The following is a 19,489-nucleotide window of genomic DNA, read 5'->3' on the forward strand; positions in this document are numbered from 1 at the left end:
TCAGCCGAGCGTGTCGGTGAGCACCTTGGCGAGGAACTCGCCGAGGTTGTCCACCGTCCGCTCGATCTGCACCTCCACCGGCAGCGACTCGTTCGGCCGGGTGACCAGGGTGGACTTCTTCAGCCCGCGCACGTAGAGCGAGCAGGAGAGGTCGGCGCAGATGTACGCCCCGACCGTGTTGCCCTCGCGCCCGGCCGCCCCGGCCCGGCGGGCGGCCAGCAGCGCGACGCCCGACCCGGCGTGCGCGGTGATGCACAGCGAGCACACGTTGGTCTTGGTGAGGCTGCGCCGGACCATCGGCGAGCGCAGCGTCACGCCGACCAGCTCGCCCTCGTACGGCGCCACCAGATACGCCCGGTCGGGGGCGCCCTGGTCCCGCCAGCCGAGGAAGTCCAGGTTCTCCCAGGGAAGTTCGGCCAGCCCCCGGGGCAGGTTGAGCCGGCGGGCCTCGCCCTTGGAGCAGTTGACGAAGGACGCGCGGATCTCGTTCTCACTCAGGGGTTCCATGCGCGGAAGCTAACACCGGCCCGGCCCCCGTGTCGCGCCCTTTTTCGCCCGGTACGGACCGGATGGGCCGCCCGGTCCGGCGCTGGCGGGCCGCCCGGTCCGGCCGGTGGGCGCCCGCAACCGGACCAGGCGGGCGGCCGCTACCGGACCAGGCGGGCGGCCGCTACCGGAGCGGATGGGCGGCCTGGACCGCGAGCCGCCGCGGGGCGTCCTCGCCGACGGCGGTGAGCAGGTCGTCCAGGGCGAGGAACGCCTCCCAGCGCTCCCGTCCGGTGGCGGCGGCCAGGCGGTCGACCACCCGGTCCTCCAGGCCGCGCACCCGCTTGTTCTTCCAGGCCTTGTCGGCGAGGCTGACCAGCAGTTCCTCGACGGTGATGCCGGGCTCGTCCCAGCTCGCGTGGCTGCGCGCGAAGCGGGCGAGGTGCTCCGGGACGCCGCGGGAGAGCAACAGGGCGTGGCCCGCCGCCTCGTGCCGGGAGCCGGGCCCGGACAGTTCCTCGGGGTGGACGGTCTTGCCGATGTCATGGGTCGCGGCGCCGTACCGGACGGCCTCGCGGTCGAATGCCAGGCCCTCGACGGCGCAGAACTCCGCGATCAGCTCGGCCACCTCGTGGACCAGCGCGAGGTGGGCGACGAGTCGGGGCGGGGCGTCGAGGGCCCCCAGCAGCTGGGCGACCTCGGGGGGCAGCGGCGGCAGGGCGGTGGTCACGCCGCAGGGTAGCCGCCGCGATGAGGGATTGTCAGTGGGGTTCCGTAGGCTCTGAAGTCCGGTCCCGGTCCCGGCGCCGGAGGGGGACGCCGGGACCGGCCGGGCCCAACTCCCGAACCGGGCTTCAGCCCTGTGCACCGGGCCCCAGCCCCGCGAACCGGCCGTCAGCCCTTGAAGGCGACCCCGGCGTACGCCGAGACGTCCTGCCAGCCCTCGGGGAGCTCGGCGGTCCGGACGTGGCCCGCGGTCGGGCGCCAGAGCGGGAGCTGGACGAGCCCGGGGCCGGCGAACTCCCAGTCGCCGAAGAAGGGTTCGACGCCGGCCCGGGAGCGCAGCACGAGCGGGGCGCTGGCGCTGCGGTAGATGCGGGTGCCCTCGGCGGCGCTCTGGCGGGAGGCGAAGTCGGGGCTGCCGTGGGAGAGGATCAGTGCGCTGCCCGGGGCCAGCGCGTCGCGCAGGGTGCGGACGATCCGCTGGGCGCCGTCCTCGTCCCGGATGAAGTGGAGGACGGCGACCAGCATCAGCGCGACCGGCTCGGCGAGGTCGACGGCTCCGGCCAGCGCGGGGTGGGAGAGGATCGCGGCCGGGTCGCGCAGGTCGGCCTCGATCACCGAGGTGTGCCCGGCCGGGTGGCTCCCCAGCAGGGCGCGAGCGTGGGTGGCCACGATCGGGTCGTTGTCCACGTACACCACCCGGGCGTCCGGGGCGACCCGCTGGGCGACCTCGTTGGTGGAGCCGACGGCCGGGATGCCGGTGCCGATGTCGAGGAACTGCCGCACGCCCCGGCTCGCCACGAACTCGACGGCGCGGCCGAGGAACTGCCGGTTGGTGCGAGCCAGCAGCGGCAGCGCGGGGTAGGCGGCTATCGCGGCCTGGGCGGCCCTGCGGTCGGCCTCGAAGTTGTCCTTGCCGCCGAGGTAGTAGTCGTACATCCGGGCGGTGTGCGGGACACCGGTGTCCAGTTCGCCCGGCGGCTGCCAGTCGCCGGCGCCGGCCCAGTCCCAGTCCACGTCCGCGGTGCGGCCGCCGGCCGCGCTGTCCTCGTACATCCTGTCCGCCCCCTGTGCACAAATGCCGGAAGAGTACGGCGATCGCCTGTCAACTCTCGGTGCGCCGCGATCGTATCCAAGGACACATCGGCGAAACAGCGGAAGTTCAGGTTTACGCAACACTCCGGTGACGGAGTGTGTGCACGTCAAAGGCGAGCGCGGACGACCGGCCCGGATCGCCCGCCGGGACCGTCCTCTCTATGCTGGCTGCCGATGACTGCCGACCGCCGCACCGTGCTGCGCGCCACCGCCCGACTCGCCGCCCTCGCCGCCACCGGCGGTCTGCTCGCCGCGTGCGGCACCGGCACGCCCCGCCGGGCCGACCCGGGGGCATTCGCCGCGCACCCCGGCACCGTGGACCCGCAGCACACCACCGACCCCGCCTGGAGCGGCGGCGAGGGCCCGGCCTCCGCGGCGCCCGCCACCCCGGCGGAGCCCCAGCCGGGCGGGGAACCGGCCGTCGCCCAGCCCACCGCGCCGCCCACCCCGCCCCCGCTGCCGCCGCTCGCGCCCGGCACCCCGGTCGAGGTCGCGTACGGGCCGCGCACCGGCAGGAACGTGGCGCTCACCGTCCACGGCAGCGGGGACCCGAGGCTGGCCACCGCCCTGCTGGAGGCCGCCGAGCAGCGCGGCGCCAAGCTGACCGTGATGGTCGTCGGCAGCTGGCTCGACCAGCAGCCGCAGATGGCCCGGCGGATCCTCGACGGCGGCCACGAGCTGGGCAACCACACCCAGAACCACCTCGACATCTCCGCCATGACGCCGGACCAGGCACGCGCGGAGATCGCCCAGTGCGCGGAGCGCCTCCAGAGGCTCACCGGCTCGATCGGTCGCTGGTTCCGGCCCTCCGCCGCCCAGTACGCCACCCCGATGGTGCGCGAGCAGGCCAGGGCGGTCGGGTACGAGCACGTGCTGTCCTTCGACGTCGACCCGCGCGACTACAACGACCCCCCGGCCGCCGAGTTGCAGCGCCGGGTGCTGAACTCGGTGCGCGGCGGCTCGGTGGTGGCGCTGCACATGGGCCACCAGTGCACGGTGGACGCGCTGCCCGCCATCCTGGACGGCCTGGCCAAGGCGGGGCTCAAGCCGGTCACCGCCAGCCAGCTCTGCGCCTAGAACGAGCCCGGGGCCGGTCGCCACGCCGCGCCCGACCGGGTGGTCACGCCATCGGGTCGTCGTCCTTGTACGGGCGCAGCCGCAGCGTCCGGGCGTCCGCCGCGCGGATCGCGTCGGCCCGGTTGACCAGCTCCTCCAGGTCGTCCCGGCCGGCGTGGATGAACCGCCCGTGCAGCCCGTCGAACCGGCCGCGGGCGGCGTCCACGGTGACCGCGACCATGTACGGGATGGACCCCCAGGTCTTGGTGTCCCGGAACATCGGCATCCCGGCGGTCATGTCGGTGGCCACCGCGCCCGGGCTGATGTCGAGCACGACGATGCCGTTGCGGGCCAGCGAGTCCGCCATGTTGTCGGAGAGCTGGAGCAGCGCGCCCTTGGACGTGGCGTACGCGGTGTAGTTGCCGTCCGGGCGCAGCGCGAAGCCGGAGTTGAGGTTGACCACCCGGCCGCGCTTGCGGGCGACCATGCCGGGCAGCACGCAGCGCAGCAGGTTGTAGGGGCCGCGCAGGTTGGTCTCGATCACCTGCCACCACTGGTTGGCGTCGGTCTCCCAGAGCGGCACCTCGGCGCGGTCGACCAGGCCGGCGTTGTTGACCAGCAGGTCGATCGGCCCGAGGTCGCGCTCGACCACCCGGACCGCCTCGCGCACCGAGCCGGGGCGGGTGACGTCGGCGGTGACGGCGACGCCCCGGGCGCCGTGCCTGGCGCACTCCTTGAGGGTGTCGGTCAGCGTCTCGTGGGTGCGGCCGACCAGTCCGACGGCCATCCCCTCGGCGGCCAGGCCGATGGCGATCTCCCGGCCGATGCCCCGGCCGGCGCCGGTGATCAGGGCGGCCTGTCCCGCGAGCGATCCCGTCGACACCTGTGCTCCCTTCGCGCCCCCGGTCCGGTCCGCGGTCCGCCCCGGCCGTCTGCGGCATTCTGTCCGCCGCCGGTCGGCACCGGGCCCGGGCACACGGGTCGAGGACTCCGGCTCACTCGTTCGGGTGAGGCCGAGCACTGGCACCCCGCCGGGGAGGGGGTGACCTACTGGCCGGTACGGAGTAGTAACGTCGTCGGGACGGTGTCCGGTGCACCCATTCCGGCACACCGGCCCGTTGACCAGCAGCTCGCTGGGCCACCAGTAGCTGGGCGACCCCCAGCACCACCGAAGGGCAACTGAGTGAGTGACATCGCGCGCGTCGGAGTGATCGGCTGCGGCCTGATGGGGTCGGGCATCGCCGAGGTCTTCGCCCGGGCCGGGCTGGACGTCCTGGTGTCGGAGGCCAGCGGTGAGGCGCTGGAGTTCGGCCGCACCCGGCTGACCAACTCCCTGGAGACGGCGGTCAAGCGGGGCAAGCTGACCCCCGAGCAGCGGGACGAGGCACTGGCCCGGCTGTCCTTCACCGTGGAGCTGTCGGACTTCGCCGACCGGGACCTGGTGGTCGAGGCCGTCGCCGAGCGCGAGGACATCAAGGTCAGGATCTTCGAGACCCTGGACCGGGTGGTCGAGCGCCGCGACGCGATCCTGGCCTCCAACACCTCGTCGATCCCGATCGTGAAGCTGGCCGCCGCCACCAGCCGCCCGGAGCAGGTGATCGGCCTGCACTTCTTCAACCCGGCGCCGGTGCAGAAGCTGGTCGAGGTCATCCCGACCCTGACCACCTCGGCGACCACCACCGAGCGGGTCGAGGCCTTCGCCTCCCAGGTGCTCGCCAAGGAGCCGATCCGCGCCCGTGACCGGGCCGGCTTCGTGGTGAACGCGCTCCTGGTGCCGTACCTGCTCTCCGCGGTGCGGATGTTCGAGTCGGGCGTGGCCACCGCCTCCGACATCGACAAGGGCATGGAGGCCGGCTGCGCCCACCCGATGGGCCCGCTGCGGCTGTGCGACCTGATCGGCCTGGACACCATCGTCTCGATCGCCGAGTCGATGTACGACGAGTACAAGGAGCCGCTGTACGCCGCTCCCCCGCTGCTCTCCCGGATGGTCGACGCCGGCCTGCTGGGCCGCAAGTCCGGCCGCGGCTTCTACGACTACACCGCGAGCGCCTGACACCCTCGGCGGAGTCGGAACGGCGGGGCCCGGTGGCTGTGAACCAGCCGCCGGGCCCCGCTGCTTGACGGCACGTCAGCTGTCGATGCTGTAGCTGTCGCCGTAGACCTTCCACTTCAGCGGCGGGTTGAGGTCGAAGTTCTTGGCGTTGAGGAAGACCAGCTGCTCGGTGTCGACCCGGCTGGTGTCGGAGTGCGCCTCCTCCTTCTTCATGACCACCTTGCGGGCGTCCAGGAAGGCCTTGAGGTAGGTGGCCTCGTCGCCGCCCTGGGCGGGGGTCTTGGCCTTCTTCATGGCGGCGGCGCGGATGCCGCCGAAGCTGTCCGAGCTGTTGCCCGGGCCGTGCATGACGATGGCGTCGTAGTAGGCGAACTGGCCGAGCGCGCGCAGGCCGTCGCTCTTGGCCTGGTTGACGGCGGGGTTGAAGTACACCCGGTCGCGCTCGTCGTTCTGGGCCTGCTGGAAGACGGCGTCCTTGGCGGCGGTGACCCAGTCCTTCTCGAACGCGGAGCCGAGGCCGGCGTGCGAGTCGGTGCCGTTGACCTTCTTCAGGGCCGGCAGGTACTTGGCCAGGATGTTGCCGGGCTTGAGGTCGGTGTAGTGCTGGACCAGCTCCAGCATGTCACCGGTGCCGGAACAGAAGCCGATGATGCCGGCGGTGTAGCCCCGGCCGTCCTTGATGTCCTCGATGTACTTGTACTGGGCCTTCCAGTCCAGCGACGAGTTCTCCGCGCTGGACACCAGCTGCATCGCGATGTCCTTCTTGTGCGGGTCGTCCAGCCCGACGCCCTGGAGCCGGACGGCACCGGCCGGCGACGGGGCGGCCTGGGCCGCCGAGGTGGCCGCGACGGTCAGGGGCGCGGCCACCAGGGCGGCGGCGAGGGCGATGCGGAGGGCACGACGGGGCTGAGGGCGCATGGGAGCTCCGATTCCTCGATGGGTTAGGAAACTTTCCTAACAAGAAGAAGGAAACGCCCTCGGTGGCGCTCCCGCAAGGGTTTTGACGGAACGTCTTCAAGCGATCTTCGAAGCCCCAGGTCAGGCCGCCCGCCGGCGCACCCACCACAGGGCCGCCGCGGCCAGGAGGAGGGCCAGCAGGAACATCCAGCCGGCCTCGATGAACTGGAACGGCCAGTAGCGGCCGGCCGGTTGGTAGACCTCGTGCGCGGTGAACGCGCCGTCGCGCACCAGCGCCCGGCTCTGCGCGTAGGTGTCCCCCCTGCGATAGAACTCGTCCGAGGTGTACCGGTTGCCCGCCACGTCCGAGAACCAGACGGAGGAGACCCAACTCTGCTCCGTGGTGACCGCGTTGAGCGAATGGACGGCCCGCTCCATCGGCGGCAGGTAGTCGAACCGCACCGCCTCCGCCACGAACGGCACCGCCACCGACACCGCCAGGGCGATGCCGATCGCGACGACGGTGCGGCGCAGCACCGCGCCCGCGAGGACGGCCACGGCGAAGGCGAGCAACGAGCGGGCCACCAAACGCAAAGGGCCCCGCCCGGACCGGAGTCCGGGGCGGGGCCCTCCTCGGGCGCTGCCGGTCAGGCGCCGCGCAGCACCGCGCCGGTGCGGGCGACGGCCTCGGCGACGGCCGCCTCGCGGGCGGCGGTGGCCTCGTCGGCGGTCAGCGTGCGGTCGACCGCGCGGAAGCGCAGCGCGTACGCCAGCGACTTCTTGCCCTCGCCCACCTGCTCGCCGGTGAACACGTCGAACAGCCGGATGGCCTCCAGCAGTTCGCCCGCGCCGGAGCGCAGCGCGGCCTCGACCTCGGCGGCCGGGACGGCGGAGTCGACGATCAGGGCGACGTCCTGGGTCGCCACCGGGAAGCCGGAGACGGTCGGGCCGCTGACCCGCTCGGCGCCGTCGGCGGTGAGCAGGTCGATGTCGATCTCCATCGCGGCGGTACGGGCCGGCAGCCCGAGCGCCTTGACCACCCGGGGGTGCAGCTCACCGGCGTGGCCGACCACCCGGTCGGTGCCGGCCACCAGCAGCTCGGCGCAGCGGCCCGGGTGCCAGGGCGCCAGCCGGCCCTGGCGGACGGTCAGCTCGATGCCGGCCGCGCGGGCCACCGTACGGGCCGCCTCGACGGCGTCCGCCCAGGAGGCCTGGGCGCCCTTGCCCCACCAGCCCGACGGCAGCCGCTCGCCCGCGAGGGCGACGGCGATCCGGCGCGGCTGGTCCGGCAGCGCGGCGTCCAGCGCGGCCAGCTCCTCGTCGCTGGGCCGGTGGTCGACGGCCGGACGCGGAGCCACGCTCAGCTCGTCCTTGGGCAGGAAGACGGTGCCGGCCTCGAAGACCGCCAGGTCGGTGTTGCCCCGGCCGACGTTGCGGCGCAGCGCGCCGAGCAGGCCCGGCAGCAGCGTGGTGCGCAGCGCCGGCTCCTCGTCGTTCAGCGGGTTGACCAGCTTCACCGTGCGGCGGCGCCGGTCGTCCGCCTCCAGGCCGAGCGCCTCGAAGGCGGCCTCGCCGAGGAACGGGTAGTTGTTGACCTCGACGTAGCCGGCCCCGGCCAGCGCGACGCCGATCCGGCGGTTCACCCGCTGGGCCTCGGTCAGGCCCTTGCCCGGCGGCACGTTGGGCATCCGGGCGGGGACGTTGTCGTAGCCCTCCAGCCGGATGACCTCCTCCGCGAGGTCGTACGGGTCGGTGAGGTCGGGGCGCCAGGTCGGCGGGGTGACCTCCAGGACGTCGGCGCCGGAGACCGAGCAGCCGATCTCCTGGAGGCGCCGGGTGACGGTCTCGCGGCCGTACACCGTGCCGGCCACCCGGTCGGGCAGGTCGGCGGCGATGGTGATGGTGCGCAGCGGGTGCGGCGCGGCGATGTCGGTGACCCCGGCCTCGGCGGTGCCGCCGGCGATCAGGACCAGCAGGTCGACGGCGCGCTGCGCGGCGGCGCGGGCGGCCTCCGGGTCGACGCCGCGCTCGAAGCGCTTGGAGGCCTCGGAGGGGAGCTTGTGCCGCTTGGCGGTGCGGGCGATGGCGACCGTGTCGAAGTGCGCGGCCTCGATGATCACCTCGGTGGTGCCCGGGCCGGCGGCCGGGTCGAGGATCTCGGTGGAGGCGCCGCCCATGACGCCGGCCAGGCCGATCGGGCCGCTGTTGTCGCAGATCAGCAGGTCCTCGGCGGACAGCTCGCGCTTGACGCCGTCCAGGGTGGTGAGGGTCTCGCCCTCCTCCGCCCGGCGCACCACGATGGGGCCGTCCACGCGCTGCTTGTCGTAGGCGTGCAGCGGCTGGCCGACCTCCAGCATCACGTAGTTGGTGATGTCGACGGTCAGCGAGATCGGGCGGATGCCCGACTTCTGGAGCCGGCGCTGGAGCCAGATCGGCGACTTGGCGGTCGGGTCGACGCCGACGACCGTGCGGGCGACGAAGCGGTCGCAGCCGGTCGGGTCGTTGACCTTCACCAGGTAGCCGAAGGAGTTCGCCGGCGGCACGTCGAGCAGCGCCGGGTCGGCCAGCGGCAGCCCGTACGCGGCGGCGGCCTCGCGGGCCACGCCGCGCATGGACAGGCAGTAGCCGCGGTCCGGGGTGACGGCGATGTCGAGCACCTCGTCGACGAGCTGGAGCAGCTCGATGGCGTCGGTGCCGGCCTCGTACTCCGGCGGGAGCACGATGATGCCGTTGTGGTCGTCGCCCATGCCCAGCTCGCGGGCGGAGCAGATCATGCCGGCCGAGGTGTGGCCGTAGGTCTTGCGGGCGGCGATCGGGAACGGCCCGGGCAGCACGGCGCCCGGGAGCACGACGACGACCTTGTCGCCGACGGCGAAGTTGGTCGCGCCGCAGACGATCTCCTGCGGCTCACCGGTGCCGTTGGCGTCGCCGACGTTGACGAAGCAGTGCCGGATCGGCTTCTTGAAGCCGGTCAGCTCCTCGATGGAGAGCACCTCGCCGACCACCAGCGGGCCCTTGAGGTCCGCGCCGAGCCGCTCGACGGTCTCGACCTCCAGGCCGGCCCGGACCAGGCGCTCCGCGACGTCGCGACCGGTCTCGCCGGCCGGCAGGTCGACGTACTCGCGCAGCCAGGAAAGCGGGACGCGCATCAGATCTCCATCCCGAACGGGAGGGTGAAGCGGACGTCACCCTCGACCATGTCGCGCATGTCAGCGACGTTGTGACGATTCATCAGGATCCGCTCCAGGCCCAGGCCGAAGGCGAACCCGCTGTAGCGGTTGGGGTCGACGCCGCAGGCGACCAGCACCCGCGGGTTGACGACGCCGCAGCCGCCGAGCTCGATCCAGCCCTCGGAGGAGCAGGTGCGGCAGGGCCGGTCCGGGTTGCCGACGCTCTCACCGCGGCACACGAAGCACTGGAGGTCGATCTCCGCGCTCGGCTCGGTGAAGGGGAAGTACGACGGGCGCCAGCGCAGCTCCAGGCCGCCGCCGATCAGCTTCTCGACCAGCACCTCGATGGTGCCCTTGAGGTCGGCGAAGGTGATGCCCTCGTCCACCGCGAGGCCCTCGACCTGGCGGAAGACGGGGGTGTGGGTGGCGTCCAGCTCGTCGGTCCGGTAGACCCGGCCGGGGCAGACCACGTAGATGGGGGGCTCGCGGTCGAGCATGGTGCGGGCCTGGACCGGGGAGGTCTGGGTGCGCAGCACCACGCCGGAGTCGGCGGAGCCGTCCGGGGCCTGGACGAAGAAGGTGTCCTGCATCGACCGGGCCGGGTGGTCCGGGCCCAGGTTGAGGGCGTCGAAGTTGAGCCACTCGGCCTCGACCTCGGGGCCCTCGGCGACCTGGTAGCCCATCGCGACGAAGGTGTCCTCGATGCGCTCGGCCATGGTGGTCAGCGGGTGCCGGGCGCCGCGCGGAGCGCGGTCGTACGGCAGGGTGACGTCCACGGCCTCCTCGACCAGCACGCGGGCGTCACGCTCGGCCTCCAGCTCGGCCTGCCGCTTGGCGAGGGCCTGGTTGACGGCCCCGCGGGCCTGGCCGATCAGCTTTCCGGCGGCCGCCTTGGCGTGCGGGGGCAGGGCGCCGATCTCGCGGTTGGCGAGCGAGAGCGCGGAGCGGTCGCCGGTGTGGGCGACCTTGGCCTGCTTCAGCTCGTCCAGGGAGCCGGCGGCGGCGAACGCGGCGATCGCCTCGTCCCGCGCCTGCTCCACCACCTCGGGCTTGAGGGCCTCGACCTCGACCGGGTCGTACGACTTGTTGGGTGCCGACATCTCTATCTTTCCCGTGCTCCTGCTCGTCCGTGCTCAAGGTCTTTGGGCCATCGCCGAAGGTCGAGTGTAGTCGCAGCGCGTAGCGCCGCTCGGCGCCGCTTCCCCGCGGCCCGCCCCGCGCGGAGCCCTCCGGCGTGCTGTGCCGATCCTCCATGCCCCTCTCAGAGCATGCTGTGCTGATCGCTCATGCGTCTTTCAGAGCATGCTGTGCTTGACCCTTCATGCCTCTTTCAGAGCATGAAGTCGGGCACCCCGGCGGGCAGGATGAATCGGAACCGGGCGCCGCCGCCGGGCGCGCGGTCGACGCGGATCGAGCCGCCGTGGGCCTCCACGATGCCCTTGACGATGTACAGGCCCAGGCCGGTGCCCCCGCGCTTGGAGCCGCGCCAGAAGCGGGTGAAGACGCGCGGCATGGAGTCCTCGGGGATGCCGCTGCCTTCGTCGCTCACCGTGACCGCTGTGCCTTCCACGATGCGGGGCGGGGTGCCGGAGCGCTCCCAGACGGGCGCCTCGACGACCTCCTTGGCCGGTGCCACCTCGATGGTGACAGTTCCCTCCCCGTGCCGCACCGCGTTTTCCAGCAGGTTGGCGAGCACCTGGTCGACCTTGTCCGGGTCGGCCCACAGCACGGTCAGCGGTTCGCCGATCCGGACGTCGAAGCGCTCCTCGGGGATGCCGGTGGCGACCTTGCGCTCGACGTGCCGGCGCACCGCCGCCGCCAGGTCCACCACCTGCTTGCGCAGCTCCAGCCGACCGGCGTCGATCCGGGAGATGTCCAGCAGCTCGGCGATCAGCCGGGTGACCCGGTCGGCGTCGGCGTCCACCGTCTCCAGCATCAGCCGCTTCTGCCCGTCGGTGAACCGCTCCCACTTGGCCAGCAGCGTCGCCGTGAACCCCTTGACGCTGGTCAGCGGGGAGCGCAGCTCGTGCGCCACGGTGGCGATCAGCTCGGCGTGGCTGCGCTCGGTGCGGCGCCGGGCCTCGGTGCCGCGCAGGGCGATCACCAGGCGCTCCAGCGGCCCGCCCGGCACGGCGCGCACGTACGTCGCGGAGACCAGCACCTCGCGCCCGCCGGGCAGCAGCAGGTTGCGCTCCGGCTGGCGGGTGCGGATGGCCAGGCCGCCGTACGGGTCGGTCAGCTGCCACCAGCGGCGGCCGTCCAGGTCCTCCAGCGGGAGGACGTCCTCCACCGGGCTGCCGAGCGCGGCCTGCGGGAGCACGCCGGTGAGCCGGGCCGCGGCCCGGTTGAAGCAGACCACCCGGCCCAGCGCGTCGGCGACCACCAGCCCGTCCGGTAGGTCGTCCGGGTCGAGCTCGGGTCCGCTGCCGACCATGGGTTGCCTCCCCGATTACCCACCGTGCCGTTCCCCCCACCGAGGCAGACCCTAGCGCCTCCCAGGCGCCCGCAGTAGGGCTTGCAACGGGTGATCCCGGTGCGCCCCCGGGGAGGGGTCAGGCGTTCGAGCGGCAGCCGCCGGGCGAGCGCTGGGCGCGGGCCGAGGCGTACAGGCAGACGGCGGCCGCGGTGGCCAGGTTGAGGCTCTCGGCGTGGCCGTGGATCGGCACGCGCACGATCTCGTCGGTCAGCGCGCGGGTCTCCTCCGGGAGGCCCCAGGCCTCGTTGCCGAACACCCAGGCGCCGGGCGCGCCCAGGGTGCCCTCGTCCAGCTCCTGGTCCAGGTCGCGCTCGCCGGCGCCGTCCGCGGCGAGCACCCGGACCCCGGCCTCGCGCAGCTTGCCGACGGCCTCCTCGACCGGCACGCCGACCGCCACCGGCAGGTGGAACAGGCTGCCCACGGAGGCCCGGACGGCCTTCGGGTTGTAGAGGTCCACCGAGGCGTCGGTGAGCACCACGGCGTCCGCGCCGGCCGCGTCGGCGGTGCGCAGCACCGTCCCGGCGTTCCCGGGGTCGCGCACGTGGGCGAGGACCGCGACCAGCTTGGGGCGGGCCCTGAGCACCTCGGCGAACGGGGTGTCGATGAAGCGGCAGAGCGCCACGATCCCCTGCGGGGTCACGGTGTCGCAGATGTCCGCGATCACCTCGTCGGTGGCGGTCAGCACGGACAGCCCCTCGGCCCGGGCCGCCTCGACGATCCCGGCGTGCCGCTCGGCGGCCTCCGGCGTCGCGTACACCTCGACCACGGCGTGCTCACCGGTTCCCGGGAGCCTGCCGAAGGCGACGGCCTCCCGGACGGCCTGCGGGCCCTCGGCCAGGAAGCGGCGCTCCTTGGTGCGCTGGTTGCGCTTGGCCAGCCGGCGGGCGGCGACGACGCGCGGCGAGCGCAGGGAGGTCAGCAGGGGGGTCTCGGTGCTCGGCATGGTCTCGATCTCTGGAGGCGCTGGAGGAGGCTGGAGGCGCTGGAGGAGGGGCGAAAAGCAGGACCGGACCCGCAGGAGAGCCTGCGGGTCCGGTCAGAGCTCAACCGATCTCGGAAGATCAGGCGGCGTCCGCGGCGGCCTTCGGGGCGTTCACGTCGGCCGGCAGCGCCTTCTGGGCGACCTCGACCAGGGAGGCGAACGCACCCGGGTCGTTGACGGCCAGGTCGGCCAGCATCTTGCGGTCGATCTCGACGCTGGCGGCCTTCAGGCCCTGCACGAAGCGGTTGTAGGTGATGCCGTTGGCACGGGCCGCAGCGTTGATGCGCTGGATCCACAGCTGACGGAAGTCGCCCTTGCGCTTCTTGCGGTCGTTGAAGTTGTAGACCAGCGAGTGGGTGACCTGCTCCTTGGCCTTGCGGTACAGGCGCGAACGCTGGCCACGGTAGCCGCTGGCGCGCTCCAGGATGACCCGGCGCTTCTTGTGGGCGTTGACTGCCCGCTTGACGCGTGCCACTTGATTACTCCTTGGGTTGGACCACGGACTACTTCACGCGGTCCGTCATTCGAATGGGTCGGGAAGGATCAGCTGCCCCGCACGCGGCTCGCGCCGGGCGGGAGGGCGATCACTTGCCGAGAAGCTTCTTGATCTTCTTGGCGTCAGCGGGGGCCAGCTCGACGGTCCCGGCCAGCTTGCGGGTCAGCGTCGAGGGCTTGTGCTCCAGGAGGTGGCGGCGGCCGGCGCGCTCGCGCAGCACCTTGCCAGAGCCACTGATCTTGAAGCGCTTGCTGGCGCCACTGTGCGTCTTCTGCTTCGGCATTTCGCCGTATCTCCTCGTCGGTCCCGTCCACGCCCGCGCGGCGGCTGCCACGCGGGCGCGAACTGGATGGATCTGCGGTGACCGGGCGGGTCGCCCCGTCACCCTGTGGGCCGGTCTCCCGGACCTCCTGGCCGGTGAAGGCTCAGGCGCCCTGGGAGGCGGCCGGCTGCTCGACCGGAGCGTCGGCCTCGACGGCCGGCGCCTCGGCCGGGGCGTCCGGTGCCTCGGTCACGGCGTCCTCGGCCGCGGCCTCCGCAGGGGCGTCGGAGCCGGCGGTGCGGCCCTGACGCTCGGCCTTGCGGGCGTCCGCGAGGGCGCGGGCCTCGGCCATCGCCTCGGTCTTCTTCTTGTGCGGGCCAAGGACCATGATCATGTTGCGGCCGTCCTGCTTGGGCGAGGACTCGACGAAGCCCAGCTCCTGGACGTCGTCGGCGAGCCGCTGGAGCAGACGGAAGCCCAGCTCGGGGCGGGACTGCTCACGACCGCGGAACATGATCGTGATCTTGACCTTGTCGCCCTGCTTGAGGAACCGGACGACGTGACCCTTCTTGGTGTCATAGTCGTGCGGGTCGATCTTCGGCCGGAGCTTCATCTCCTTGATGACCGTGTGCGCCTGGTTCTTGCGCGCCTCACGGGCCTTCATGGCCGACTCGTACTTGAACTTGCCGTAGTCCATGAGCTTGCACACCGGCGGCCGGGCGGTCGCCGCGACCTCGACCAGGTCGAGGTCGTACTCCTGCGCGAGCTCCAGCGCCTTGGCAAGCGGCACGATGCCGACCTGCTCGCCGCTGGGACCGACGAGTCGCACCTCGGGGACGCGAATCCGGTCGTTGATGCGGGGCTCGGTGCTGATGGGGCCTCCTCGGTTGCACCTTCTGCGATGCGGCCGTCGGACGGCGGTCGCACGTAGTGGACTCGACCACTGGGCGGGGCTTCATTCGTGCTGCGCTGTCCGGTCGGTACACCGCCACACGAAAAAAGCCCCGCTCGGTACAAGCGGGGCTCCACACAACCGGGGGCTGCGCCCGGTGAGGGGCGCTGCGGCGACTCGGTGCCGGGGGCACCCGTCGCGGACCGGGACCCGTCGACCGCGAGGCCGATCGGGTGGGAGACTTTCGCGGTTGCCCTCTCGGGCCTCCTCAGTGGAGCCTCCACTTGCTGGCCGAGCGCCCATGCGGGATCCCGGCCGGTCAGTCTCGAAGCTTACAGCGTCGGGGGGTCGAACGCTATTCCGCCCCGGCGTACGGCCTCGTCGCACTGTCTCGTCCGCGCCCTCCGGGGCCCTTGTACGCTCCACCTGTACCCACACGACACGATGGAACGAGCCCCCCTTGAGCAGCGAGCCCACCCAGACCCCCGGCGCGGACGACGACGCGATCGGCTTCGACGACCTCACCCGCGACATCGCCGAGGTCCCGGCCGTCGAGGTGATCACCACCGTCGCGGTGCACCTGATGAGCGCCGCCGCCGTCAAGTGCGGTCTCGCCGAGGGCGGCGAGAAGGACAAGGACCTGGACGAGGCCCGCAAGCTCATCACCGCGCTGGCCGGGCTGGTCACCGCCGGCGCCCCGGAGATCAGCAACTTCCACGCCGCGCCGCTGCGCGACGGGCTGCGCTCGCTCCAGCTCGCCTTCCGCGAGGCCTCCGTCGTCCCGGACGCCCCGGGTGCGGGCCCGGGCGAGAAGTTCACCGGGCCGGTCTACTCCTGAGCCCCTCGCGAGGGACCCGGCCCACGTGGGTCGGGTCCCTCGCTTTCTCAGCGCTTGTAGAGCGGCTCCCCCGGCAGCTCCGCGCCGGCCGGCAGCACCGCGAGGTCCAGCCCCCGGTCCAGCCGCACCCGCAGCACCGGATCCGCCGCCACCGCCTGCCCGACCCGCTGCGCGGCCGCCTGGAGCCCCGCCTGGTCCAGCGCCGGGTCGAACACCACCGCGAGCACCCCGTCCGAGCCCTCCGAGGCCTCCAGCAGCCCGGTGACCACCTGCGGCTCGGCCGCCAGCAGCCCGCGCACCGCCTCGCGCACCTCCGGGTCCCGGACCGGCGGCAGGAACGGGCGGTTCTCCGCGAGCGCCCGCAGCCGGGCACCGCTCAGCTGGAACGGCACCGGCCCGGCCGGGTCGACCAGCAGGGTGTCGGCCCGCTCCGAGAAGGCGACCATCGCGGCCTGCGGGGCCGCCGTCGGCGCCGGGCGGGCGTCGGCGCGCCAGCGGGCGAGCGACTCCAGCGACGTGAAGGCCGGCAGCGCGCGGCGTCCGTCCGGGGCCTCCAGCACCGGGACGGCCATGTCGCTGGTCTTCTCGTGCCGGTGCCCGTTCACGTCCACCTCGACCTCTCCGAGGATCGCGACGATCGGGACCATCAGCCGGGTCGGGGTCAGCGCCGCCAGCACCTCCGGCTCCGCCGCGCGGTCCCGCGACCAGCGGGCGAGGGCCTCGGTGAGCGCCTGGTCGGCGGTGCCGTCGTCGTCGGAGAAGCCGGGATTCGGGATGCTCTTGCCGACGAACGCCGGGTTGGAGAAGTCTTTGCGGTCCACCCGCCCGACCCTATGCCACCGCGCCCGAGCGGCCCCATTTCCCTGCACGCGGGGGAGGCGAGGTCCTAGGAACGTTCCTAGGACCTCCTGTTCCGCCCCACGCGGGGCCTACCCACGGGTATCACGGTGTGGCACCCTGCGCCCATGGTGATCCTCGACGCGCCCGCGACCGCGCCCACCCCGGTCTCCGACCGCCTCCGGTACGACCGCGCCACCGCCCACCTGGACGGTCCGGTGGCCGTGGTGGACCTCGCCGCGTTCGACGCGAACGCCGCCGACCTGGTGCGCCGGGCGGGCGGTAAGCCGATCCGGCTGGCCAGCAAGTCGGTCCGCTGCCGGGCACTGCTGGAGCGGGCGCTGGCCGTGGACGGCTTCCTCGGGGTGATGAGCTTCACCCTCGGCGAGTCGCTCTGGCTGGCCCGCACCGGCATCCGGGACGTCCTGCTCGCCTACCCGTCCGCCGACCGGGCCGGCTTCGCCGAGCTGACCGCCGACCCGGAGGCCGCCCGCGAGATCACCGTCGTCCTGGACGACCCGGCCCAGCTGGACCTGATCGACGCCGCCCGGGCCGGCGACGCCGAGATGCGGGTCTGCCTGGAGCTGGACACCTCGCTGCACCTGCTCGGCGGCCGGGTCCGGGTCGGCGCCCGGCGCTCGCCGCTGCGCACCCCAGAGGAGCTCGGCGCCTTCGCCGAACTCGTCCAGCGCCGCCGGGGCTTCCGGGTGGTCGGCCTGATGGCGTACGAGGGGCACGTCGCCGGGGTGGGCGACCGGGTGCCCGGGCGGCCGGTGCGCTCGCGGCTGATCCGGCTGATACAGGCCAAGGCCCGTACCGAGCTGGCCGAGCGGCGCGCGGCGGTGGTCCGGCGGCTGCGGCAGGTGGCCGACCTGGAGTTCGTCAACGGCGGCGGCACCGGCAGCGTGGAGTCCACCGTGGCCGAGCGCGCCGTCACCGAGGTCGCCGCCGGGTCCGGGCTGTTCATGCCGCGGCTGTTCGACAACTACCGCTCGTTCCGGGGCCGCCCGGCCGCGCTCTTCGGCCAGCCGGTGGTGCGCCGCCCCGGCCTCGGCGTGGTGACCGTGCTCGGCGGCGGCTACCCGGCCTCCGGCGCGGCCGGAGCGGACCGCTCGCCGGTGCCGTACCTGCCGGCCGGGCTGCGCTACGACCCGATGGAGGGCGCCGGGGAGGTGCAGACCCCGCTGCTCGGCTCGGCCGCGGACGACCTGCTGATCGGCGACCGGGTCTGGTTCCGGCACGCCAAGGCGGGCGAGCTGTGCGAACGCTTCGCCGAGCTGCACCTGATCGAGGGCGACCGGATCGTACGGACCGTGCCCACCTACCGGGGCGAGGGCAGGACGTTCCTCTGACGCTTCGTCCGCCTCTGCCCTACCGTGGTGCCGACACCGCGGCAGTGACGAGGGGAGCGGCGATGGACGCCGAGATCACGGAGATCGCAACGAGGGGCGCGACCGCCTTGGCCGGACTCATGGTCACCTCGGCCTGGGAACGGGTCAAGCCGCGCATTGCCGCGATGTTCGGCCGTCGCGCCGACTCGGTCTCGGAGGAACTGGACGACACCCAGGCCGAGCTGGTCGCGGCACCGGAGAACGCCCGCGAGTCCGCCGCCCTGAGCGCCCAGGGAGAGTGGGAGCCGAAGCTGCGCCGACTGTTGACCAACGACCCCGCCCTCGTGGCCGAACTCCAGGCGATCCTGGCGGAGTTCGCACCGGAGCAGCCCGAACGGGCGGTCAGCGCGGTACACAACGAGATCAGCGGGAACGCCAAGATCCACGGCAAGGTCGTCCAGGCCCACACGATCAACGGCAGCCTGAACATCTGACCTTTCCGGAGCCTTAACGGGGCCCGATGGAACGGCTAACGCCGCCGCTCCGTCGGGCCTTTGCGCTGCTCGTGGGCCTACAGTCCGTCAACAAGCGCAGCTCGCCCGGCTATTGCCTTATGGTCCAGACCAATCCTACGCTCTGGCCCGGGGGCCGTGCGCCGGGCCGGCGGCCCCCGAACGGGCAGGCGTGCCCGTTCCCCCACACCCGCCCGGAACGACGGTCAAGGAGCCCCACCCCATGTCCATCAAGCGAAGTGCCCTGTCCGTCGGCGTGATCGGCGCCGCCGTCCTCGCGGTGGCCGGTGCCACCGCCGGCACCGCCAGCGCCCACGGCACGATGACCAACCCCGTGAGCCGGGTCGCCGCCTGCTACGCCGAGGGCCCCGAGCACCCGGTGTCCCAGGTCTGCAAGGACCTCGTCGCCGCGAGCGGCACCCAGCCGCTCTACGACTGGAACGAGGTCAACATCGCCAACGCCGCCGGCAACAGCCAGGCGATGATCCCGGACGGCAAGCTCTGCTCGGCCAACCGCGACAAGTACGCGGCGCTGGACTGGCCGCGCACCGACTGGCCGGCCACCGCGGTGAAGCCCGGTGCCTTCACCTTCCAGTTCCGCACCACCGCGCCGCACGTCGGCACCCAGACCGTCTACATCACCAAGGCGAGCTACGACCCCACCAAGCCGCTGAAGTGGTCGGACCTCGACCCGACCCCGGTGGCCCAGGTGCAGGTCGACCGCAACGCCGTCAACGGCTCCTACAGCTACTCCGGCACCCTGCCGCAGCGCACCGGCCGCCAGGTCCTGTACACGGTGTGGCAGCGCAGCGACAGCCCGGAGGCCTTCTACGCCTGCTCCGACGTCGACTTCGGCGGCAAGACCGCCGCCGTGTCGGCGCTCGCCGCCCAGGCCCCGGCCGCGCCCAGCGACGCCCAGATCGCGGCCGACGCCTCCAAGTCCACCGTCGCCCACCACGGCCACGGCGGGGACCCGGACTCCCCGGCCGGACAGGTGATCCCGACCGCCTCGGCGGCCGTGGGCGGCACCTCGTCCACCGGCCCGCTGCTGCTCGCCGGTGCCGCCGCGATCGGCGTCGGCTGGGCCGGCATGGTGCTCCGGCGCCGTCGCGTCGAGGCTGTTCGACGCGACTCCTGACGCCGGGCACGGGGCCGGGCCGGCCACTCCCCCGTCCGGCCCGGCTCCCGTGACGCGTACGGCTTCCGTGACACGTACGGCTCCCGTGACGCGTGCGGCGACGAGAACGGCGGGGGGGGGGGGGGGGGGGGGGGGGGGGGGGGGGGGTGGGGGGGATGGGGGGGGGGGGGGGGGGGGGGGGGGGGGGGGGGGGGGGGGGGGGGGGGGGTGGTGTGGATGAGGGGAGGGGGGGGGGGGGGAAGGGA

Annotated in this window: 20 protein-coding genes; 6 read left to right on the top strand and 14 right to left on the bottom strand. The window is 73.2% G+C overall.

What is annotated here, in order from left to right:
* The 3 genes from ACZ55U_RS28650 to ACZ55U_RS28660 all read right to left on the bottom strand — a co-directional run bounded on the left by ACZ55U_RS28650 (position 1) and on the right by ACZ55U_RS28660 (position 2,265).
* The gene (locus ACZ55U_RS28650) at positions 1-507 is read right to left on the bottom strand and encodes an FBP domain-containing protein (protein WP_465530490.1); all 507 of its coding nucleotides are present in this window, start codon (positions 505-507) and stop codon (positions 1-3) included.
* 163 nt (positions 508-670) lie between these two features.
* Positions 671-1,216, bottom strand: a complete 546-nt coding sequence (locus ACZ55U_RS28655) for an HD domain-containing protein (protein ID WP_465530492.1) — start codon at positions 1,214-1,216, stop codon at positions 671-673.
* 164 nt (positions 1,217-1,380) lie between these two features.
* A complete protein-coding gene (locus tag ACZ55U_RS28660) occupies positions 1,381-2,265 on the bottom strand; it encodes an SAM-dependent methyltransferase (protein WP_465530494.1) in 885 nt (294 codons plus the stop codon).
* A gap of 213 nt (positions 2,266-2,478) precedes the next feature.
* On the opposite strand from ACZ55U_RS28660, the gene ACZ55U_RS28665 reads away from it, so the two are divergent.
* Entirely contained in the window at positions 2,479-3,381 is a 903-nt protein-coding gene (locus tag ACZ55U_RS28665) for a polysaccharide deacetylase family protein (protein ID WP_465530496.1), read from the top strand.
* A gap of 43 nt (positions 3,382-3,424) precedes the next feature.
* Here the strand turns inward: ACZ55U_RS28665 and ACZ55U_RS28670 are convergent, their stop codons facing one another.
* The gene (locus tag ACZ55U_RS28670) at positions 3,425-4,243 is read right to left on the bottom strand and encodes an SDR family NAD(P)-dependent oxidoreductase (protein ID WP_465530498.1); all 819 of its coding nucleotides are present in this window, start codon (positions 4,241-4,243) and stop codon (positions 3,425-3,427) included.
* A gap of 300 nt (positions 4,244-4,543) precedes the next feature.
* On the opposite strand from ACZ55U_RS28670, the gene ACZ55U_RS28675 reads away from it, so the two are divergent.
* Entirely contained in the window at positions 4,544-5,413 is an 870-nt protein-coding gene (locus tag ACZ55U_RS28675; RefSeq protein WP_465530500.1) for a 3-hydroxybutyryl-CoA dehydrogenase, read from the top strand.
* A gap of 75 nt (positions 5,414-5,488) precedes the next feature.
* Here ACZ55U_RS28675 and ACZ55U_RS28680 read toward each other — a convergent pair whose 3' ends face one another.
* The 9 genes from ACZ55U_RS28680 to infC form a co-directional block, all read right to left on the bottom strand.
* Positions 5,489-6,331, bottom strand: coding sequence for a chitosanase (locus tag ACZ55U_RS28680; protein ID WP_465530502.1), 843 nt, complete (start codon positions 6,329-6,331; stop codon positions 5,489-5,491).
* A 120-nt stretch (positions 6,332-6,451) separates the two neighbouring features.
* Positions 6,452-6,895 (bottom strand): hypothetical protein, encoded by a 444-nt coding sequence (locus tag ACZ55U_RS28685; protein ID WP_465530504.1) that lies wholly within the window; start codon positions 6,893-6,895, stop codon positions 6,452-6,454.
* A gap of 62 nt (positions 6,896-6,957) precedes the next feature.
* The gene (gene pheT, locus ACZ55U_RS28690; RefSeq protein WP_465530506.1) at positions 6,958-9,459 is read right to left on the bottom strand and encodes a phenylalanine--tRNA ligase subunit beta; all 2,502 of its coding nucleotides are present in this window, start codon (positions 9,457-9,459) and stop codon (positions 6,958-6,960) included.
* Positions 9,459-10,580, bottom strand: a complete 1,122-nt coding sequence (gene pheS / locus ACZ55U_RS28695) for a phenylalanine--tRNA ligase subunit alpha (RefSeq protein WP_316520288.1) — start codon at positions 10,578-10,580, stop codon at positions 9,459-9,461. The genes pheT and pheS overlap by 1 nt, the downstream gene beginning before the upstream one ends.
* Before the next feature lie 230 nt (positions 10,581-10,810).
* Positions 10,811-11,914 carry a sensor histidine kinase gene (locus ACZ55U_RS28700; RefSeq protein ID WP_465530508.1) on the bottom strand — a complete coding sequence of 368 codons (1,104 nt, stop codon included), beginning with the start codon at positions 11,912-11,914 and terminating at the stop codon, positions 10,811-10,813.
* 118 nt (positions 11,915-12,032) lie between these two features.
* Positions 12,033-12,899, bottom strand: coding sequence for a TrmH family RNA methyltransferase (locus ACZ55U_RS28705; RefSeq protein ID WP_465530510.1), 867 nt, complete (start codon positions 12,897-12,899; stop codon positions 12,033-12,035).
* A 118-nt stretch (positions 12,900-13,017) separates the two neighbouring features.
* A complete protein-coding gene (gene rplT, locus ACZ55U_RS28710; RefSeq protein WP_030055649.1) occupies positions 13,018-13,413 on the bottom strand; it encodes a 50S ribosomal protein L20 in 396 nt (131 codons plus the stop codon).
* A 109-nt stretch (positions 13,414-13,522) separates the two neighbouring features.
* A complete protein-coding gene (gene rpmI / locus ACZ55U_RS28715; protein WP_030055648.1) occupies positions 13,523-13,717 on the bottom strand; it encodes a 50S ribosomal protein L35 in 195 nt (64 codons plus the stop codon).
* Positions 13,718-13,859: 142 nt separating this feature from the next.
* Entirely contained in the window at positions 13,860-14,570 is a 711-nt protein-coding gene (infC, locus tag ACZ55U_RS28720) for a translation initiation factor IF-3 (protein WP_465530546.1), read from the bottom strand.
* Between the two features lie 478 nt (positions 14,571-15,048).
* Here infC and ACZ55U_RS28725 point away from each other — a divergent pair, with 478 nt between their 5' ends.
* Positions 15,049-15,426: a DUF1844 domain-containing protein gene (locus tag ACZ55U_RS28725; protein ID WP_360264565.1), complete on the top strand. Its 378-nt coding sequence runs from the start codon at positions 15,049-15,051 to the stop codon at positions 15,424-15,426.
* Positions 15,427-15,473: 47 nt separating this feature from the next.
* Here ACZ55U_RS28725 and ACZ55U_RS28730 read toward each other — a convergent pair whose 3' ends face one another.
* Complete coding sequence (locus ACZ55U_RS28730) at positions 15,474-16,247, bottom strand: SseB family protein (RefSeq protein WP_465530512.1); 774 nt, start codon at positions 16,245-16,247, stop codon at positions 15,474-15,476.
* A gap of 144 nt (positions 16,248-16,391) precedes the next feature.
* On the opposite strand from ACZ55U_RS28730, the gene ACZ55U_RS28735 reads away from it, so the two are divergent.
* The 3 genes from ACZ55U_RS28735 (at position 16,392) to ACZ55U_RS28745 (ending at position 19,244) form a co-directional block, all read left to right on the top strand.
* Positions 16,392-17,615, top strand: coding sequence for an amino acid deaminase/aldolase (locus ACZ55U_RS28735; RefSeq protein WP_465530514.1), 1,224 nt, complete (start codon positions 16,392-16,394; stop codon positions 17,613-17,615).
* Between the two features lie 62 nt (positions 17,616-17,677).
* Positions 17,678-18,088, top strand: a complete 411-nt coding sequence (locus ACZ55U_RS28740) for a hypothetical protein (RefSeq protein ID WP_465530516.1) — start codon at positions 17,678-17,680, stop codon at positions 18,086-18,088.
* 241 nt (positions 18,089-18,329) lie between these two features.
* Positions 18,330-19,244: a lytic polysaccharide monooxygenase auxiliary activity family 9 protein gene (locus tag ACZ55U_RS28745; protein WP_465530518.1), complete on the top strand. Its 915-nt coding sequence runs from the start codon at positions 18,330-18,332 to the stop codon at positions 19,242-19,244.
* The last annotated feature ends 245 nt before the right edge of the window (positions 19,245-19,489 follow it).

The organism is Kitasatospora sp. NPDC034533 (assembly GCF_055575155.1).

Excerpts from the sequence above, each read along its gene's own strand:
- ACZ55U_RS28650 (WP_465530490.1), bottom strand. The coding sequence starts at position 507 with ATGGAACCCCTGAGTGAGAACGAGATCCGCGCGTCCTTCGTCAACTGC.
- ACZ55U_RS28660 (WP_465530494.1), bottom strand. The coding sequence starts at position 2,265 with ATGTACGAGGACAGCGCGGCCGGCGGCCGCACCGCGGACGTGGACTGG.
- ACZ55U_RS28665 (WP_465530496.1), top strand. The coding sequence starts at position 2,479 with ATGACTGCCGACCGCCGCACCGTGCTGCGCGCCACCGCCCGACTCGCC.
- ACZ55U_RS28680 (WP_465530502.1), bottom strand. The coding sequence starts at position 6,331 with ATGCGCCCTCAGCCCCGTCGTGCCCTCCGCATCGCCCTCGCCGCCGCC.
- pheT (WP_465530506.1), bottom strand. The coding sequence starts at position 9,459 with ATGCGCGTCCCGCTTTCCTGGCTGCGCGAGTACGTCGACCTGCCGGCC.
- pheS (WP_316520288.1), bottom strand. The coding sequence starts at position 10,580 with ATGTCGGCACCCAACAAGTCGTACGACCCGGTCGAGGTCGAGGCCCTC.
- ACZ55U_RS28700 (WP_465530508.1), bottom strand. The coding sequence starts at position 11,914 with ATGGTCGGCAGCGGACCCGAGCTCGACCCGGACGACCTACCGGACGGG.
- ACZ55U_RS28705 (WP_465530510.1), bottom strand. The coding sequence starts at position 12,899 with ATGCCGAGCACCGAGACCCCCCTGCTGACCTCCCTGCGCTCGCCGCGC.
- rpmI (WP_030055648.1), bottom strand. The coding sequence starts at position 13,717 with ATGCCGAAGCAGAAGACGCACAGTGGCGCCAGCAAGCGCTTCAAGATC.
- ACZ55U_RS28735 (WP_465530514.1), top strand. The coding sequence starts at position 16,392 with ATGGTGATCCTCGACGCGCCCGCGACCGCGCCCACCCCGGTCTCCGAC.
- ACZ55U_RS28740 (WP_465530516.1), top strand. The coding sequence starts at position 17,678 with ATGGACGCCGAGATCACGGAGATCGCAACGAGGGGCGCGACCGCCTTG.
- ACZ55U_RS28745 (WP_465530518.1), top strand. The coding sequence starts at position 18,330 with ATGTCCATCAAGCGAAGTGCCCTGTCCGTCGGCGTGATCGGCGCCGCC.